This is a genomic window from Bacillus sp. N6, assembly GCF_052805735.1.
In genome coordinates this window covers 3812425-3829714 of sequence record NZ_CM127843.1, presented here as the reverse complement: position 1 = coordinate 3829714, position 17290 = coordinate 3812425, and the positions used below count along the sequence as shown (strand labels likewise).

Below are 17290 nucleotides of genomic sequence, written 5' to 3'. Positions count from 1 at the left end.
GGGAACGCGGTCGTTTTTTATATTATTGTTAAAACTTCATGTAAAGAACAGATAGTAGGAATATCGTACTTGAGTTGTGAGTTATCTCGATTTAACCATATCCCTTGCATCCCAGCTGCTGTACTACTAATCGCATCAGTCTCTAATCGATCGCCAATATAATAGCAATCTTTCATTTCAAGGTTCGATTGTAATACGGTTCTGTGAAAAATTTCAGGATCTGGTTTCGATATACCAAGTTCACTAGAAGTAAATATATATTTGAAAAAAATCTATAATACCATTTCTTTCAGCAGCCTCATAATCAAGTAAAGTTCCATCAATATCAAAGAAAATCATATTGCTGTCTCCTTGTTAACAACTATTTAGCGTTTTCAGCAACCTCATATCCTTTCACAAACAATAGCGTCATATAAGAAACGATAAACGAGAAGATGCTGTACATGCCAACCCAAAAGAAAAATTTTGGAGTAAAGGCGATAACACCTATTATTAAAAAACTAGCAAACGTTACAATCGGCATTACGTAATACGTTTTCGTTTTGCGTGTTCCAATAACAGATACGATAAAGATAAATAATGGACAAATTAATAAGACGAAAATCAATTCATTCATAGGTATGTCCCCTTTTCTAATTGCAGTAATCTGTTTCTTGTAAACGTTTTGAAATAATTACTCTCCTAATATAATTTCGCTAAGTAATAACGAATCCCTCTTGAAAACTGATAATTCATGATGAATTTTACAAGCAAAAAACGTAAGCAAGAGAACACTTGCTTACGTTATAGGATAAACATCGCAACGATCGTGGTGACAATTAAACCGATAACAACCGGTAAAAAGTTTCGGCGTGCAAGTTCAAATGGATCGACTTTACAAATCGCAGCAGCAGGAATAAGTGCCCAAGGAATTAACGTCCCACCCCCGGTCCATATAGCTGCAATTTGCCCGAGTGCTGTTAATGTAGCTGTGCCATGGCCAAGTGCTGTTCCAAAAAGATTGGCAATGGAACCAGCAAGTGATATACCTGAAAAACCTGATCCATCTAAGCCGGTAATGACACCCACGATGGTTAATGTCCCTGCCGATACATATTGATTTAAAGGAACAGTTTGAGATAAAGCGATGCCTAAGTCGTTAATGATTCCGTGTGAACCTTTCGGTAAATAGTCTCCGATAATTTTCACAAAGCCACTATCTCCTAGATAAAAGAGTGCTGCGATAGGAATAACTGGTCCGAAAATTTTAAAGCCAAATTGGAGCCCTTCTATGAAATAATCGGTCGTTTTATTCAGTCCATTACCTTTGTAGGCGATGAGAGAAATGATGATAATCATAATAACAGTTGTTCCGCCGATAAGTGCAGTTGCGTCGCTTCCTTGTAGTTGAAATTGAATCATGCAAAGGATATCAATGATATATACGATAGGGATACAAATAGCGAGCCATTTCTTTGTGCGAGGAGATAATGAAGTGAGCGTTTTAGAAGACTCAGTTGATAGAATAGATTCTTGTATAGCTAAGCCTGTATGAAACTCTTTTCGTAAGAAGAAAAAAGCGACGCAAGTTGTCACAACGCCCATAACGATAACGAGTGGAACACTTGCAGATACGACGCTGGAAACAGGGAGACCAGCAGCGTCTGCGGTTAATTTTGGTGCGCCTTGTATAACGAAGTCGCCGGATAAAGCAATCCCATGACCGAATAAGTTCATAGCAATTGCTACTCCAATTGGGGGGAGACCGACGCGTACAGCAACCGGTAATAAAATAGCTCCCATTAAGGCGACAGCGGGAGAAGGCCAAAAGAAGAAAGAAATTGTCATCATCAAAAGGCCAATAATCCAGTAGGCAAGGGTAGGGGTACGGATCATCTTTGTAAATGGTGAAATCATTGTATCATTTATACCGGTATGAACGAGTAAATTGCTCATGGATACAATAATAGAAATGATTAATATAGTTGGTAATAGCTCAGTAATGGCGTAAATAAAACTTTGAAAAATGCCGCTAACGGCAAGAGGGATAGAACTTGTAGCAGTTAATGCTAATAAAAAGATAAAAACGATACAAATAATTGTAGTATCTTTCCGGAGAATAAAAAAGGTAATAATAGTGAGTAAACAAATAACATAGAGAGCGTGTAATAGCGTTAATTCAACTCCCATAACATTCACATCCTTAGGCAATCGTGTAGTTTATTGTATGAAAGTAGGGAAAGTATGTGAGTATAAGAAACAGAAAAAAAAGTAAAATTTCATGTACTGCAATGGTAAGGATAAAAATGGATGTTACAATACAATTAATCCTAAAAATGGAATTCGAGGAGGGCTTATGCACAAAAAAATTGGATTTTTGGGATTTATCATATCTTGTAGTCTATTAATCATTTTAAAGCTATTTACAAACAATGAATGGATAAGTATTATACCTGTTTTCGGGTTTGTATTTATACTTTTATATAACTGGGATGGTATGAAACAATACAGTAAAAAGTATCGGAATTATGATAGGTATCATCGTTGTTTGCTCATTGTTCGCAGGGGTTATTTTAATAGAGGGTCAGAAACAAATGGAGAAAATGTCTATTTTTCAAGAATGGATGTCTTCTGCAAACGGTCTTTATCTTGTAATTATAGTTGTTATTTTTCTAAAAATTGTTATAAGTATAGCAAGTTACATATTAAAGGAGAAGTAGAATGGGGGAGTACGAATGAGAGAAAAAATAGGATATTATGGTGTGCTAGTTTGTTTACTATTATCAATTATTTCAGGACAATTTCTTAACAGTGAATGGGTACCAGTTATATTATGTATAGGAGTATTGATTTTTGCTCCTATGTATCGCTGGAATGAATGGAAAGCATATAGTCGAAAAAAGAAAATGGTTTTCAGCATCGAATTTGTCATTATAATCAGCACAATTCCGTTTTTGTTATGGAAAGGAAATGAGATAATAGATGGAATTGTAATGTTTCAAGGGTGGTTGTTTATTGCGAAAATGCTATATTTAATATGCATTTTAATTTTGGTAGTGGTAGTCACTAAAATAGTAAACGAAAAGCTATTCGTTAATGAATAAAAGAAAATGCCACCTTATTCGGTGGCATTTCCTCATTTTACTGCATGAGCTTTTTGCATCTTTTTAATTAAACGAATTTGTCCACGATGATTGATTTCATCTTCAAAAACGTGAAACCACTTAAAATAGTTATTTGCTGGTTTGTCATACCAAAAGTCTGTCGTTTTAAATAACCATTCATCAGGTAACGATTGAAAAGTCTCGATTGTTTTGGAACGTACTTCTTGTAATGTATTTATGTAAAATTCTATAGCGTTTCCTTTTATTTTCTCACGCCCAAGATCGCCTAATTCAATGCCAGGTAACCAGCGTTCTAATTCAGCCTCCGTTGGTTCACGGTCTTCAAAAGTATGAATCTGGTAGTAAAATTCAATAGCAGCCATATGATACAATAACATGCCAATTGAATTTGCTTCCTTATCATATAAATAATCAAGTTCTTCAATTGTTAAACTTTCCACTGCTTGCATTGTTGTATAGCGAGCGTAATTCATCATGGAAACAAGCTTTGAAAATTCTACATGTAAACCCTCCAATTTATCAATTACAAAATTCAATTAAAATTCCCCCTCTTTAAATGAATACTCCAGAGAAGGAATTCTATGTGCAAAAAAAGTTTTGTTTAAACCTTCATAATATTAACAAGGGATTATAATTAGTTCTCTATTTGATTTTGTAATAACGTCATAACCATCTTTGGTGATGACAATATCATCTTCGATTCTACAACCGCCCCAGTTCGGTATGTAAATGCCCGGCTCAACTGTAACAACCATACCTTCTTGTAAAGTTGCCTTGCTTTCTTGGGATAAGCGAAGTGGTTCATGTATTTCTAACCCAAGACCGTGCCCGGTAGAGTGGCCAAAGTATTGACCGTATCCATGTTCTGTAATGTAATTCCTCGTTATATCATCGATACTTTTCGCAGTTTCTCCAGGCTTAATTGCTTCAGTCCCACGCTTTAACGCTTCTCGTACAACATTGTATATTTTTTGGAATTCTTCCGATGGTTCCCCGATTGCTACGGTACGTGTTATATCGGAACAATATCCGTCGTAAAGTGCACCGAAGTCTAATGTAACGATATCGCCTCGTTCGATTATTTTATTTGATGCAACTCCATGGGGAAGTGAAGAACGAACGCCTGAGGCTACAATGATTTGGAATGAAGAAGATGTAGCCCCTTTTTTTCGCATGAAAAATTCTAACTCATCTCGAACGTCAGTCTCGCTTATTCCAGGCTTTAGAAATGTAACAATATGGTGAAATGCTTCGTCAGCGATTGTAGCTGCGATTTTCATTGTTTCTATTTCAGATGTGTCTTTAATAAGTCGAATATCTTCAATAATCTCACACACTGGAACCATTTCTGTATGTATATATTTTTGTAGTTTCTTAAATTGTTGCAAAGTCATATTATTGTCTTCTATACCAAGTTTTTGAATGTTTAATTTTGATACTTGATTTGCAACTTCTTCTTCTAAATTTCCTTTATGCATAATAATTTCTGCTGCTTTTATTTCCGTTTTTGCTTGATCTACGTAACGGAAATCAGTAATGAAAATAGCTTTATGCGCAGCGATTAAGACAACGCCTGCGCTACCTGTAAAGTTTGTTGCGTATTGACGGTTTTCTTTTTTTGTAATAAGTAACCCGTCGATTCCGTAATTATGTAGTTGTTTTTGGATGTTAGTTATTCTTACATTCATTTTAATTCCTCCTTTTTACATTAATAAAGCAAGAATTGTGCCAGTATATTTATTTAGAATAAAAGAGAAGAGGGTAGCTGTGTGTCAAAAAAACTAGACGAATGTAAAATAAATATATATAAAATTTTTACAGTAAGTTTTTATGTGACTGAACAATAATATAAACTCGCAAACGAAAATCTTTTTAATTTAAATATTATATTTTTTGTATAAATGAATTAAGTTAATTGGTATAATAAGGGATTGTTACGTTTTTTATAGGTAAAGAGATGTAACGAAAAAAACTGGGTTAAGGAATGTGAGTGTATGAAGAAATTAAGTAAAGTAATGTCATTTTGTTTGGCCGCTAGTATGCTTGTTATAACGGGGTGTGAAACAAGTGAACACAAAGTTCAAGTAAATGAAACGATTGAACAGCTTGATGAAGCGCCAGAAGTGACAGAAAAAGAAGCGAAAAAGATTGTAAGAAAGAGTGTAGATGGAATAGCAAATGCGTTTAGTGAGATGGAAAAAGAAAATGGATGGAGCCGAAATAATCCTGGGGATTTAGAGACAGCTAAAAAAGGAGTTAAAGGATTGGTTTCAGAAAAGTTTGTAGAGAATCAGCTTCCTGAATTGCTTGCTAACTTTAATAGATCGAGAGAGACTGATATGTTACCATTCCCAAATTATTTTCAAACTGAAATAAGATTTTCTTCTTCACAAGATAAAGAAAATTTAACGGTACATACATTAAGTTTAGAAGATGAAATAGGTCATGCGGCCCAAGATTGGGAATTTCATTTGGTGTATAAAGAAGGGGAATGGTTAATGGATAAATGGTCATTCGTTTTTCCTGAAGATTTAAAACTTACAAAAGAAGAAGCAAATAGAATTTTAAAAATGCCAGACGATAAGAATGTGTCATTTGTAAGTGAAGAAAATAGTGGCGATAAGAAATACATATTCAAAGATAGTAACGGATTAATTACTGTAAATGCGAAAACATCTCTTATTTCATACAATGTAGATAAAAATAGGTATGAAAAGGTAACGAAAGAAAGAAATATTCAAGAAACAGAACAAGTACAGAGAAAGGATTCGAGTGCGTATACAGGCTCAAAAGAAGAGAAACAATCGCAAAAAGAATCTTCTTCAAAGATAGATAGAGCAAATGTTTTAAGTGAATTAGCTGCTATAGATAAACAAGAAAAACATACGAATGCTATGTCAACCAATGATATAGTAAATGAAATAGAAGGAAATTATGAACTGTGGGATAATAAACTAAATGAAATTTACAGTACATTAAAAAGTACGATGTCACCTGATGCGTTTCAGTCGTTAAAAACGAAACAAATTGCGTGGGTTAAAGAAAAAGAAAGTAAAGTTAAAGCAATTGGTACTGATACAAATAACGGAACGATGAGGCGTATAGAAGCTTCAGAAGAGAAATATAAGATGACAAAAGCAAGATGTTATGAATTAGTAAATGGGTATATGAACTAGTGTGAACAAATATAAAAAATGCGTTGCTTATAAGCAACGCATTTTTGTATTTACGCTTTTAATTTCATTACAATATCAGCATCTGGTGTTACATATACGGTTTGCTGATTGTCGTACGTAACAAAACCAAGTTTTGCACCACTCGGTTTTTTCACATGGCGTATTTTAGTGAAATCAACAGGTACAGAGCTAGACTCTTTCGCTTTACTGTAATAAGCGGCAATTTTGGCAGCTTCTAGTAAAGTTTCTTCAGCAGGATCTAAAGAACGAATGACAACGTGAGAGCCAGGTATGTCTTTCGTATGTAACCAAATTTCATCACGGCGGGCAAACTTCGTTGTTAAATAATCATTTTGTTTATTGTTTTTACCAACGAAAATCTCTGTGCCATCACTTGCTAAATATTTATCTAATACTGGCTTAGTAGGCTTTTTCTTTGCGTTTTTCGTTTTGCGATTGCGCACATAACCTTCTTCAGCTAATTCCTCACGAATTTCTTCAATATCTTTTGAAGAAGCAGCTTCCATTTGTTGAAGTAAGCTATCAAAATAAAGAATTTCTTCATTGGTTTTTTCGATTTGTTCTTCTACAACAACAACTGAATTTTTTGCTTTTTGATACTTTTGGAAATAGCGTTGTGCATTTTCAGATGGTGTTTTTAAAGGATCTAATGTGATTTTTACAGTTCCGCCATTTTCATCGTAATAATTAACGACCTCAATATCTTTATCGCCTTTTTTCAAAGCGTACATATTAGCTGTAAGCAGCTCTCCAAATAGTTGATATTTATCTGCTTTTCCAGCATCTTGCAGTGTTTTTTCGAGTTTAATGAGTTTTTTCTCGTTTTTATTTTTTTCATTTTGCATAAAGCGTTCTAAATCATGAGCTTGTTGTTTTACACGATCGCGCTCTGCTTTTCCGAAAAAGAAACGATCAAGCAATTCACTAACAGATGAGAACGTCTTATCTTCTCCTTGCAAGTGTGCAAGAGGGAAAAGATAAAAGAATTCTTTCCCATTTGAAGTAGTCATCGCTGGTGAATATGTATGAGTTAATAATGGTTTTTGTATGGAGAAAAATGCATCCGCTAATGCTTTTTCATTTACCATACCAGCTTTTTTCACTACTTCTTTTGCGAATAACGGGGATATTCCCGTAAAGGTGCCGACAAGCTGTTTATCCATGTTTCCAGATAGAAAGTCTAATGGTCTAATAAATTCATCATTTGTTTCAATCTGAAGTGGGTTAATTTTATGTTGTGCTGGTGGTGCAATATATTCAGCTCCAGCGTATACAGTACGATGGCGGTTTACCGCTAAAGATATGTGTTTTAAGCTATCTAAAATAACGTTTGTTTTCGTATCTACTAAGATAATGTTACTATGTCGGCCCATTATTTCGATTACTAATGTTTTTAATGATTCGTCTCCAATTTCATTCCGACTGCGAACTGTAATTTGAATAATACGTTCTAAGTCAATTTGTTCAATTTTTTCAATAAACCCACCTTCTAAATGTTTACGAAGAAGCATACAAAACATTGGCGGTATTGCTGGTGAATCGTAGTTTTGATTCGTTAAGTGCAGACGCGCATATGTAGGGTGAGACGAAAGAATTAGTTTTTGGTTCTTTCCGTTTGCTCGAATATGTAATAAAATCTCATACTTTGAAGGTTGATATATTTTGGAAATTCTTCCTGTGTAAAGAGAATTTGCAATTTCATGTGTAATTGCTCTTGTAAATAATCCATCGAATGCCATAAATGAACACTCCTTTCTAACTAAAAGTTAATTATAGCATTTTTTTGGACGAGGCTGAATAAGCTTTCAATAGAGTATGTCTGGAATCAGGAGGTCGATGGCAGGATGAACTGGTATGGAATGCGGGCACATGAAGTGGAAGAAAGAACGAATACGAATGTAAAGGTTGGACTTACAGAGAAAGAAGCAGAAGGGCGCGTAAAGAAATTTGGTACTAATGAATTAGAAGAAGCAAAAAGGCCTTCTGCACTAATGGTATTTTTAGCACAGTTTAAAGATTTCATGGTACTCGTTTTGTTTGGAGCAACAATTGTTTCTGCGTTTTTAGGTGAATACATTGATTCTATTGCTATTGTTGCCATTGTTATTATCAATGGTATTCTCGGATTTTTTCAAGAAAGAAAAGCTGAAAAATCATTGGAAGCTTTAAAGGAACTAGCCGCTCCACAAGTTACTGTAATGCGGAATGGAAAGTGGGTAAAAGCACCATCTAAAGCACTTGTTTTAGGTGATATTATTAAGTTTTCCAGTGGTGATCGTATTGGGGCTGATGTGCGTCTTGTTGAAGCATCAAGTTTATATATTGAAGAGTCTGCTTTGACAGGGGAGTCCGTACCTGTACAAAAGAAGGTAGAAGCATTGCAAGGGCAAGATGTTGCAATTGGTGATCAAAAAAATATGGCTTTTATGGGGACAATGATTACGCGAGGATCTGGTACAGGAGTCGTTGTAGCAACTGGTATGAATACAGCGATGGGGAAAATTGCAAATATGTTACAAAATGCAGAGCAAATGGAAACACCACTGCAAAGAAGGTTAGAACAGCTCGGAAAAATATTAATTATTGTGGCTCTTATTTTGACAGCACTCGTTGTATTAGCTGGTGTGTATCAAGGGAATGAAGTATATCATATGTTTTTAGCTGGTGTGTCTCTGGCTGTTGCGGCTATTCCAGAAGGGTTGCCGGCAATTGTTACAGTAGCTTTATCACTTGGTGTACAGCGTATGATAAAAAAGAGAGCAATTGTACGAAAGTTACCAGCCGTAGAAACGTTAGGTTGTGCTTCCGTTATATGTTCTGATAAAACGGGAACAATGACGCAAAACAAAATGATGGTAACACATATGTGGTCAGGCGGAGAATTGTGGAAAGTGACAGGGCAAGGATATGAACCTAATGGCTCTTTTATGAAAGGTGAAAAAGAAGTGAATCCAGCTAAGACAAAAGCACTTTATCAGCTACTTACATTTGGTTCACTATGTAACAATGCAAATATTATTCAAAAGAAAAAGGCGTACGTATTAGATGGAGATCCAACAGAGGGAGCGCTTGTAGCTGCAGCAATGAAAGCTGGGATAACACGTGAGGCATTGAAAGGGAAATTTGAAGTTATTCGTGAATTTCCATTTGATTCAACTCGAAAAATGATGAGTGTTATTGTACGAGATCGAGAGGGGAAAAAGTTTATTGTTACGAAGGGAGCACCGGATGTTCTTTTACAAATGAGTCAAACGATTTTATGGGGGGATAAGCAACAGCCGTTAAGTGAGCTATATAGAAAAGAAGTACAGGCGGCTATTCATAGTTTAGGTAGTCAAGCGCTTCGAACAATTGCAGTTGCGTTTAAACCTTTAAAAATAACGGATTCTATTGAACATGAAAGAGACGTTGAAAAAGATTTTATGTTAGTTGGGATACAAGGTATGATTGACCCACCAAGACCAGAAGTGGCGCAGGCGGTAAAAGAGTGTAAAGAAGCTGGTATTCGAACAGTAATGATTACAGGTGATCATAAAGTGACAGCAATGGCGATTGCTGAACAATTAGGAGTTTTGCCACCAGATGGACGCGTTGTTGAAGGAGTAGAACTCGCGAATATGGATGTGGAGGAATTAGAAAATGTTGTAGAAGATACGTATGTATTCGCTCGTGTATCACCTGAACATAAATTAAAAATTGTTAAGGCACTGCAAAATCAAGGGCATATAGTAGCGATGACAGGTGATGGAGTGAACGATGCTCCAGCTATAAAAACAGCGGATATTGGGATAGCGATGGGGATTACAGGGACAGATGTTGCAAAAGAAGCCTCTTCACTTGTTTTACTAGACGATAATTTTGCTACAATTAAGTCAGCGATTAAAGAAGGAAGAAATATATACGAGAACATACGTAAGTTCATCCGATATTTATTAGCATCAAATGTTGGAGAAATTTTAGTTATGTTATTTGCGATGTTACTTGCATTACCCCTGCCGATGGTTCCTATTCAAATTTTATGGGTGAACTTAGTTACTGATGGTTTACCAGCGATGGCATTAGGTTTGGATAAGGCTGAAGGAGATGTGATGAAGAGAACGCCGCGCCACCCGAAAGAAGGGGTATTCGCTAGAGGGCTTGCGTGGAAAATAATAAGTCGAGGTTTTTTAATTGGGGCAGTGACGTTAGTAGCGTTTATTATTGCGTATAACCAACATCCAAATGAACTGAAATATGCACAAACTGTAGCGTTCGCGACGTTGGTACTTGCTCAGCTTATTCATGTATTTGATTGTCGTAGTGAGCATTCTGTCTTTCATCGTAATCCATTTGGGAACGTGTATTTAGTAGGGGCGGTTATCATTTCATTACTACTCATGCTAGTGGTGATATATTATCCACCGTTACAACCGATTTTTAGCACAATGCCGATACAAGCAAGAGATTGGTTATTAATTGGAGGTTTGTCATCAATTCCGACTTTCTTACTAGTAGGTTCTTTATTAACAGGGAAAAAGGCGAAAAAGAAAAAGCCAATGTTATATAAGAAGGGATTAAACTTGAAATAGTCAATGTTATGAAAATGTGATATAATTTACAGAAGGTAGTAGAGCCTTGTCTCTATTACCTTTTTCATTGAGTTATTTTATGGCTTGGATGTGATAAAAATGATTTCTAGTATGACAGGGTTTGGAAGATCGAAAGTAGAAAGTGATACTTTTCAAATTACAGTAGAAATGAAATCGGTGAACCACCGTTTTTTAGAGATGAGTATTCGACTTCCTAAGCAAATGATGGTATTTGAGGACAAAATTCGTAAAATAATTGCACAGCAAGTTCGACGTGGACGCATTGAAGTGTCTATTAGTATAGCAGGTGAAGGACTTGTTGAAAGAAAATTAAGTGTGAATTGGTCACTTCTTGAGCAGTACCAATCGATGATGGAAGATATAAAAGGAAAGTTTCAATTACAAGATTCTATTACACTCGAGCAATTAATGGCAATGCCAGAAGTAACAGCAATTGAAGAAATAGAAAATGTAAATGAACATTTTGAGAACAGTTTATATGAGGCTGTTCGTCAAGCTGCTCATATGTTGAAAACGATGAGAGATGACGAAGGAGAACGATTACATAAAGATATAGCGTATCGTTTACAAGAGATTAGCAATTGTGTAAATGCAATTATTCCACATGCACCAATTGTTACACAAAAATATCGTGAACGATTAGAAAATCGCTTAAAAGAATTACATAATCAAGAGTTAGATGAACAAAGATTGCTAACAGAAGTCGCAATCTTTGCAGAGCGTTGTGATATTCATGAAGAGTTAGTTCGTTTGCAAAGTCATTTAGAGCAATTTCGTGAAACATTGCAGATTGAAGAGCCTGTTGGAAGGAAAATGGATTTCATCGTGCAAGAGATGCATAGAGAAATTAATACGATTGGTTCTAAGGCAAATGACTTAACAATTTCAAAATATGTTGTAGAAATGAAAAATAACCTTGAAAAAATTCGTGAACAAGTACAAAATATTGAGTAGCTTTCAAAAAATATATAAAGTTATACGTGGTGGAGAAATCGGATAGACTTACTAGGAGGCGCAAACTATGGCCATGCGGTTTTTAAATATTGGATACGGAAATATTGTATCTGCTCATCGAATTATTGCTATTGTAAGTCCGGAGTCAGCTCCTATTAAACGAACAGTACAAGAAGCACGCGAACATAATGCTTTGCTTGATGCTACGTATGGGAGAAAAACAAGGGCGGTTATTGTTATGGATGATGGGCATGTTGTATTAAGTCCAATTCAACCAGAGACGATTGCACATCGTTTGAATAATAAAGAAGATTTAAGTGAGGAAGGGTAGGTTTTACATATTTATGAGAAGTAGAAGAGGATTGCTCATCGTTCTTTCAGGGCCTTCTGGGGTTGGAAAAGGAACGGTTCGTAAAGAGCTGTTTAGCCATGAGGATACACGTTTTCAGTACTCTATTTCAGTAACGACACGTAAGCCGCGTGAAGGTGAAGTAGATGGTGTGGATTATTTCTTTAAAGAAAGAGAAGAATTTGAGGAAATGATTCGTAATGAAAGATTACTTGAGTGGGCTGAGTTCGTAGGTAATTATTACGGAACACCAATTGACTATGTTGAAAAAACATTACAAGAAGGAAAAGATGTATTCTTAGAAATTGAAGTGCAAGGAGCAATTCAAGTTAAGAAAGCTTTCCCAGAAGGTGTATTTATTTTCTTAGCACCTCCAAGTTTATCTGAACTAAAGAGCCGTATTGTAGGACGTGGTACAGAGACTGAAGATGTTATTGAAAATCGTTTAACTGTAGCGAAAGAAGAAATCGAGATGATGGACGCTTACGACTATGTAGTAGAAAACGATCAAGTTGAATTAGCTTGTGATAGAATTAAAGCAATTGTGGTTGGCGAACATTGCCGCCGCGAAAGGGTAGCAAAATATTATAAAGAAATGACGGAGGGTCTATAATTATGTTAAATCCATCAATTGACTCATTACTACAAAAAATCGATTCTAAGTACACATTAGTAACAGTGGCTGCAAAACGCGCACGTGAAATGCAACTTGCTAATAACTGTGTTGTAGAGCAACCTGTTTCTCATAAATGTGTAGGTAAAGCATTAGAAGAAATCGATGCAGAAGCATTAAGCTACGTACCAAGTGAAGATAAAGTAGCTGAATAAGCCTTTGCCTTCGACAAAATAAAACATAGACTTTATAATTTTCTATGTAACGGTAACAACCTATTTACAAGTAGGTTGTTATTTTTTTACGAAAGGAATGAAATATTGGTACTGACGAGCTGGGAATTCTATTTCAGTATTATAAGTTTGAAAAAGAAAGAGGACGAGTCATATGCTAAAAGGGAAAAAGATACTTCTATGTGTAACAGGAGGCATTGCGGTTTTTAAAGCAGCTGCGTTAACGAGTAAATTGACACAATCTGGCGCGATTGTAAAAGTAATGATGAGTGAGTCGGCAATGAAGTTTGTTACGCCTCTTACATTCCAAGCGCTTTCTCGCCATGATGTATATACGGATACGTTTGATGAGAAAGACTCGGCTGTTATTGCTCATATTGATTTAGCAGATTGGGCGGATGTTGTACTTGTCGCACCTGCTACTGCCAATTGTATTGGAAAGTTAGCTGGTGGTATTGCAGATGATATGATTACAACTACTCTGTTAGCTACTACAGCCCCGGTATGGATTGCGCCTGCTATGAATGTGCATATGTATGAAAATAAAATTGTTCAAAAAAATATGATGACATTGAAAACGCTAGGATATACATTTATTGAGCCTGGGGAAGGCTTTTTAGCATGTGGATATGTAGCGAAGGGACGACTAGAAGAACCTGAAGCGATTATTGCACGGTTAGAGGAAGCTTTCTCAGAACACAAACCATTGCAGGGAAAAAGAATATTAATAACTGCTGGCCCAACACGTGAAAAAGTTGATCCAGTTCGTTTTATGACGAATTTTTCTTCTGGAAAAATGGGGTATGCGATTGCAGAAGTGGCGGCGAATTTAGGCGCTGATGTTATACTCGTTTCAGGACCGACAGCATTAAATCCACCGTTACATGTAACGACAGTGCAAGTGGAATCTGCACAAGATATGTTAGAAGCAGTTCTTCAACATTATCAAAACGTAGACGTTGTCATTAAAACAGCAGCAGTTGCAGATTATCGTCCGAAATATGTTCATGATAATAAAATGAAAAAGCAAAATGGTGATGCTGTCATTGAACTCGAAAGAACGGTGGATATTTTAAAAACGTTAGGTCAGAAAAAGGATAAACAGTTACTTATCGGTTTTGCTGCTGAAACGACAAATGTAGAGGAATATGCAACGAAAAAACTACGTGAGAAAAATGCAGATATGATTGTCGCGAATGATGTAAAAGCGCAAGGAGCTGGATTTGGCACGGATACGAATATTGTAACAATGTATAGAAAAGATGGAAAAGTTATTGAGTTACCACTTTTACTGAAAAAAGAGGTAGCTCGTGAAATATTAAAGCAAATTGAAATGATGTTAGAAGATGATCGTTTATGAAATTTGCAAGTGTAATTGTTGATGTACCTGCCCGTCAGACAGATCGACCATTTGATTACATTATCCCTGAAAAATGGGAAGATATTGTACAGACAGGAATGCGTGTAGTAGTTCCGTTTGGGCCAAGGAAATTACAAGGTTTTATTATTGGGATTAAAGATTCGGTGGATGTAGAAAGTAAGAAGTTAAAGACAATCCATGAAATATTAGATGTAACACCGGTTTTAAATGATGAATTATTAAAGCTTGGATATTGGCTTACAAGTGAAACGTTATGCTACATGATTTCAGCTTTTCAAGTGATGCTTCCAACTGCGATAAAAGCAACGTATAAAAAACGTCTACAAATTTGTAAGCAGGAAGAAATAGCATCTGAAATACTATATTTATTTCAGGATAAAGAAGCAATTGATTTTGAAGTAATCGAGCAGCAGCCACATTTATACCGGACTATTCAACAAGAAATTAAAAATGGTACGGTTGAAGTCGTTTATCAAGTGAAAGATAAAGTACAAAAGAAGAAGCAAAGAGTTGTTCAGCCGGAGTTGCCAGAAGATAAATTGGAATTAGCGGCATTTGAACTGAAAAGTAAAAAACAACAAGATGTACTTTATTATTTTGTGGAAAATTATAAAAGTGTACCATTGAAAATAATTACAGAAGAGTTACAAATAACAGATGCTCCAATAAAAGCACTTGTTAAAAAGGGCTTCATTTCAGAAAAGTATGTGGAAGTATACCGAAATCCGTATGACGATGATGATTTTGAACAAACGAAACCATTTCCACTTACGGAGGAACAAAATCAAGTTATTACACCGATTTTATCATCAATTACAAATGAAACTTATAATCCATTTTTACTATATGGTGTTACAGGAAGTGGAAAGACAGAAGTATATTTACAATCTATAGCAGCAGTGCTCGAGAAAGGAAAAGAAGCTATCGTTCTTGTTCCTGAAATTGCACTAACGCCCCAAATGGTGGATCGTTTTAAAGGTAGGTTTGGCTCGCAAGTTGCAGTTCTTCATAGTGCGTTGTCTGTTGGAGAAAAGTATGACGAGTGGCGTAAGATTTTAAGAAAAGAAGTGAAAGTTGTAGTTGGTGCGCGTTCAGCCGTTTTTGCGCCTTTTGAGAATTTAGGGATTATTATTATTGATGAAGAGCATGAATCAAGTTACAAACAAGAAGATAATCCGAGGTATCATGCAAGAGATGTAGCTATCTGGAGAGGGCAATATCATAAATGTCCTATCGTTCTTGGTAGTGCGACACCAACACTTGAATCGTTTGCAAGGGCGAAAAAAGGTGTTTATGAACTACTAACAATGGAAAAACGTATGAATGAACAAGCTTTACCAACGGTAGAGATTGTTGACATGCGAGAAGAACTTCGTGACGGGAATAGATCAATGTTTTCTAAGGCGCTGCATGAAAAAATAGCAGATCGATTAGAAAAGAAAGAACAGATGGTACTATTTTTAAATAGAAGAGGTCATTCTACATTTGTTATGTGCCGTGATTGTGGATATGTTGTACAATGTCCGCATTGTGATATTTCATTGACATATCATAAAATGAATCATCGTTTAAAATGTCATTATTGTAGTTATGAAGAAAATATGCCAACTGAGTGTCCTGCTTGTCAAAGTACATACATTCGTTTCTTTGGTACAGGTACACAAAAGGTAGAAGAAGAAATTACAAAACTATTTCCAGAGGCGCGAGTCATTCGAATGGATGTAGATACGACAAGTCGAAAAGGAATGCATGAAAAATTATTAAAGGCGTTTGGGGAAGAAAAAGCAGATATACTACTTGGAACACAAATGATTGCTAAAGGATTAGATTTTCCGAAAGTAACTCTTGTTGGGGTTTTAACTGCAGATACGATGCTTCACTTACCTGATTTTCGGGCAAGTGAAAAGACATATCAGTTATTGACTCAAGTAAGTGGACGAGCGGGTAGACATGAATTGCCAGGGGAAGTTGTGATTCAAACATATACGCCGGAACATTACAGTATAGAGTTAGCGAAGAACCAACAATATGATGTGTTTTTTGACCAAGAAATGCAAATGAGGCGAACAAGACAATATCCCCCATATTACTATGTTGTACTCATAACCGTATCTCATCCAGAATTATTAAAAGCGGTGCAAGTGACGGAAAAAATTGCCTCGTATTTGCGAACGCATTGCTCACAGCAAACAATGGTGTTAGGACCAGTTGCTTCAGCAATTCCAAGGATAAAAGATAGATATCGTTATCAATGCATGATAAAATACAAACGGGAACCAAACTTAAAGAACGTGCTCAAAATGGTAAATGAACATTATCAAGCAGAAATGCAAAAAGAGCTACAAATCTCAATTGATTTTAATCCAACAATGTTAATGTAGCGGAGGGAAATATGGCAGTTTTAGAAATAATAAAGCATCCAAATGAAGTGTTAGAAACACCATGCGAAAGAGTAATTAACTTTGATAAAAAGTTAGTGAAATTGTTGAAAAATATGCATGAAACAATGTTAATTGCGGACGGAGTCGGTTTAGCTGCGCCTCAAGTAGGTGTAAGCTTGCAAGTAGCGGTTGTTGATGTCGATGATGATACTGGGAAAATCGAGTTAATCAATCCATCAATATTAGAAAAACGTGGTGAACAAGTAGGTCCCGAAGGCTGTTTAAGCTTCCCGGGACTTTATGGTGAAGTAGAACGTGCCGATTATATTAAAGTAAGAGCGCAAAATCGCCGTGGGAAAGTATTTTTATTAGAAGCGGAAGGATTTTTAGCGCGTGCAATTCAACATGAAATCGATCATTTACACGGTGTTTTATTTACATCGAAAGTGACAAGATATTATGAAGAAAACGAACTAGAATAGGTGTTAA

15 protein-coding genes and 2 pseudogenes are annotated in these 17290 nt (G+C 35.9%); 11 read left to right on the top strand and 6 right to left on the bottom strand.

Going from position 1 to position 17290, the window contains the following annotated elements:
- Nucleotides 1–17: 17 nt before the first annotated feature.
- From ACUXVC_RS19535 to ACUXVC_RS19525, 3 genes and pseudogenes are all read right to left on the bottom strand, one after another.
- Nucleotides 18–269: pseudogene (locus tag ACUXVC_RS19535) on the bottom strand (HAD family hydrolase); the annotation flags it as partial.
- Between the two features lie 92 nt (nucleotides 270–361).
- Nucleotides 362–616: a YbeF family protein gene (locus ACUXVC_RS19530; RefSeq protein WP_001003915.1), complete on the bottom strand. Its 255-nt coding sequence runs from the start codon at nucleotides 614–616 to the stop codon at nucleotides 362–364.
- 167 nt (nucleotides 617–783) lie between these two features.
- A complete protein-coding gene (locus tag ACUXVC_RS19525; protein ID WP_095690279.1) occupies nucleotides 784–2169 on the bottom strand; it encodes a hypothetical protein in 1386 nt (461 codons plus the stop codon).
- Between the two features lie 166 nt (nucleotides 2170–2335).
- Between ACUXVC_RS19525 and ACUXVC_RS19520 the strand changes: the two are divergent.
- Nucleotides 2336–2699 (top strand): annotated as a pseudogene (locus ACUXVC_RS19520) (YoqO family protein).
- 15 nt (nucleotides 2700–2714) lie between these two features.
- A complete protein-coding gene (locus tag ACUXVC_RS19515; protein WP_446025824.1) occupies nucleotides 2715–3083 on the top strand; it encodes a YoqO family protein in 369 nt (122 codons plus the stop codon).
- Nucleotides 3084–3115: 32 nt separating this feature from the next.
- Here ACUXVC_RS19515 and ACUXVC_RS19510 read toward each other — a convergent pair whose 3' ends face one another.
- The gene (locus ACUXVC_RS19510; protein WP_001012056.1) at nucleotides 3116–3640 is read right to left on the bottom strand and encodes a DinB family protein; all 525 of its coding nucleotides are present in this window, start codon (nucleotides 3638–3640) and stop codon (nucleotides 3116–3118) included.
- Between the two features lie 81 nt (nucleotides 3641–3721).
- Nucleotides 3722–4792: a M24 family metallopeptidase gene (locus tag ACUXVC_RS19505; RefSeq protein ID WP_001102865.1), complete on the bottom strand. Its 1071-nt coding sequence runs from the start codon at nucleotides 4790–4792 to the stop codon at nucleotides 3722–3724.
- A 306-nt stretch (nucleotides 4793–5098) separates the two neighbouring features.
- On the opposite strand from ACUXVC_RS19505, the gene ACUXVC_RS19500 reads away from it, so the two are divergent.
- A complete protein-coding gene (locus tag ACUXVC_RS19500) occupies nucleotides 5099–6280 on the top strand; it encodes a lysozyme inhibitor LprI family protein (protein WP_000736520.1) in 1182 nt (393 codons plus the stop codon).
- A 50-nt stretch (nucleotides 6281–6330) separates the two neighbouring features.
- On the opposite strand, the gene ACUXVC_RS19495 is transcribed toward ACUXVC_RS19500, so the two are convergent.
- Nucleotides 6331–8040 (bottom strand): Rqc2 family fibronectin-binding protein, encoded by a 1710-nt coding sequence (locus ACUXVC_RS19495; protein ID WP_098125834.1) that lies wholly within the window; start codon nucleotides 8038–8040, stop codon nucleotides 6331–6333.
- 105 nt (nucleotides 8041–8145) lie between these two features.
- On the opposite strand from ACUXVC_RS19495, the gene ACUXVC_RS19490 reads away from it, so the two are divergent.
- From ACUXVC_RS19490 to def, 8 genes are all read left to right on the top strand, one after another.
- Nucleotides 8146–10869 carry a calcium-translocating P-type ATPase, SERCA-type gene (locus ACUXVC_RS19490; protein ID WP_446025823.1) on the top strand — a complete coding sequence of 908 codons (2724 nt, stop codon included), beginning with the start codon at nucleotides 8146–8148 and terminating at the stop codon, nucleotides 10867–10869.
- 99 nt (nucleotides 10870–10968) lie between these two features.
- Complete coding sequence (locus ACUXVC_RS19485; RefSeq protein ID WP_000625865.1) at nucleotides 10969–11844, top strand: YicC/YloC family endoribonuclease; 876 nt, start codon at nucleotides 10969–10971, stop codon at nucleotides 11842–11844.
- 67 nt (nucleotides 11845–11911) lie between these two features.
- Complete coding sequence (gene remA, locus ACUXVC_RS19480) at nucleotides 11912–12175, top strand: extracellular matrix/biofilm regulator RemA (protein ID WP_001251456.1); 264 nt, start codon at nucleotides 11912–11914, stop codon at nucleotides 12173–12175.
- 13 nt (nucleotides 12176–12188) lie between these two features.
- The gene (gmk, locus tag ACUXVC_RS19475; protein WP_001257742.1) at nucleotides 12189–12806 is read left to right on the top strand and encodes a guanylate kinase; all 618 of its coding nucleotides are present in this window, start codon (nucleotides 12189–12191) and stop codon (nucleotides 12804–12806) included.
- A gap of 2 nt (nucleotides 12807–12808) precedes the next feature.
- On the top strand, nucleotides 12809–13021 hold the full coding sequence (gene rpoZ, locus ACUXVC_RS19470; RefSeq protein WP_000933961.1) for a DNA-directed RNA polymerase subunit omega: 213 nt from the start codon (nucleotides 12809–12811) through the stop codon (nucleotides 13019–13021).
- A gap of 172 nt (nucleotides 13022–13193) precedes the next feature.
- The gene (coaBC, locus tag ACUXVC_RS19465; protein WP_000911748.1) at nucleotides 13194–14399 is read left to right on the top strand and encodes a bifunctional phosphopantothenoylcysteine decarboxylase/phosphopantothenate--cysteine ligase CoaBC; all 1206 of its coding nucleotides are present in this window, start codon (nucleotides 13194–13196) and stop codon (nucleotides 14397–14399) included.
- Nucleotides 14396–16801 carry a primosomal protein N' gene (gene priA, locus ACUXVC_RS19460; protein ID WP_016512383.1) on the top strand — a complete coding sequence of 802 codons (2406 nt, stop codon included), beginning with the start codon at nucleotides 14396–14398 and terminating at the stop codon, nucleotides 16799–16801. The genes coaBC and priA overlap by 4 nt, the downstream gene beginning before the upstream one ends.
- An 11-nt stretch (nucleotides 16802–16812) precedes the next feature.
- Nucleotides 16813–17283 carry a peptide deformylase gene (gene def / locus ACUXVC_RS19455; protein WP_446025822.1) on the top strand — a complete coding sequence of 157 codons (471 nt, stop codon included), beginning with the start codon at nucleotides 16813–16815 and terminating at the stop codon, nucleotides 17281–17283.
- Nucleotides 17284–17290: the final 7 nt, after the last annotated feature.

What these genes read in the sequence shown, in the direction of transcription:
- rpoZ (WP_000933961.1), top strand. Translation starts at nt 12,809, where the DNA reads ATGTTAAATCCATCAATTGACTCATTACTACAAAAAATCGATTCTAAG.
- priA (WP_016512383.1), top strand. Translation starts at nt 14,396, where the DNA reads ATGAAATTTGCAAGTGTAATTGTTGATGTACCTGCCCGTCAGACAGAT.
- ACUXVC_RS19485 (WP_000625865.1), top strand. Translation starts at nt 10,969, where the DNA reads ATGATTTCTAGTATGACAGGGTTTGGAAGATCGAAAGTAGAAAGTGAT.
- coaBC (WP_000911748.1), top strand. Translation starts at nt 13,194, where the DNA reads ATGCTAAAAGGGAAAAAGATACTTCTATGTGTAACAGGAGGCATTGCG.
- ACUXVC_RS19525 (WP_095690279.1), bottom strand. Translation starts at nt 2,169, where the DNA reads ATGGGAGTTGAATTAACGCTATTACACGCTCTCTATGTTATTTGTTTA.
- def (WP_446025822.1), top strand. Translation starts at nt 16,813, where the DNA reads ATGGCAGTTTTAGAAATAATAAAGCATCCAAATGAAGTGTTAGAAACA.
- gmk (WP_001257742.1), top strand. Translation starts at nt 12,189, where the DNA reads ATGAGAAGTAGAAGAGGATTGCTCATCGTTCTTTCAGGGCCTTCTGGG.
- ACUXVC_RS19530 (WP_001003915.1), bottom strand. Translation starts at nt 616, where the DNA reads ATGAATGAATTGATTTTCGTCTTATTAATTTGTCCATTATTTATCTTT.
- ACUXVC_RS19515 (WP_446025824.1), top strand. Translation starts at nt 2,715, where the DNA reads ATGAGAGAAAAAATAGGATATTATGGTGTGCTAGTTTGTTTACTATTA.
- ACUXVC_RS19505 (WP_001102865.1), bottom strand. Translation starts at nt 4,792, where the DNA reads ATGAATGTAAGAATAACTAACATCCAAAAACAACTACATAATTACGGA.
- remA (WP_001251456.1), top strand. Translation starts at nt 11,912, where the DNA reads ATGGCCATGCGGTTTTTAAATATTGGATACGGAAATATTGTATCTGCT.
- ACUXVC_RS19495 (WP_098125834.1), bottom strand. Translation starts at nt 8,040, where the DNA reads ATGGCATTCGATGGATTATTTACAAGAGCAATTACACATGAAATTGCA.
- ACUXVC_RS19500 (WP_000736520.1), top strand. Translation starts at nt 5,099, where the DNA reads ATGAAGAAATTAAGTAAAGTAATGTCATTTTGTTTGGCCGCTAGTATG.
- ACUXVC_RS19490 (WP_446025823.1), top strand. Translation starts at nt 8,146, where the DNA reads ATGAACTGGTATGGAATGCGGGCACATGAAGTGGAAGAAAGAACGAAT.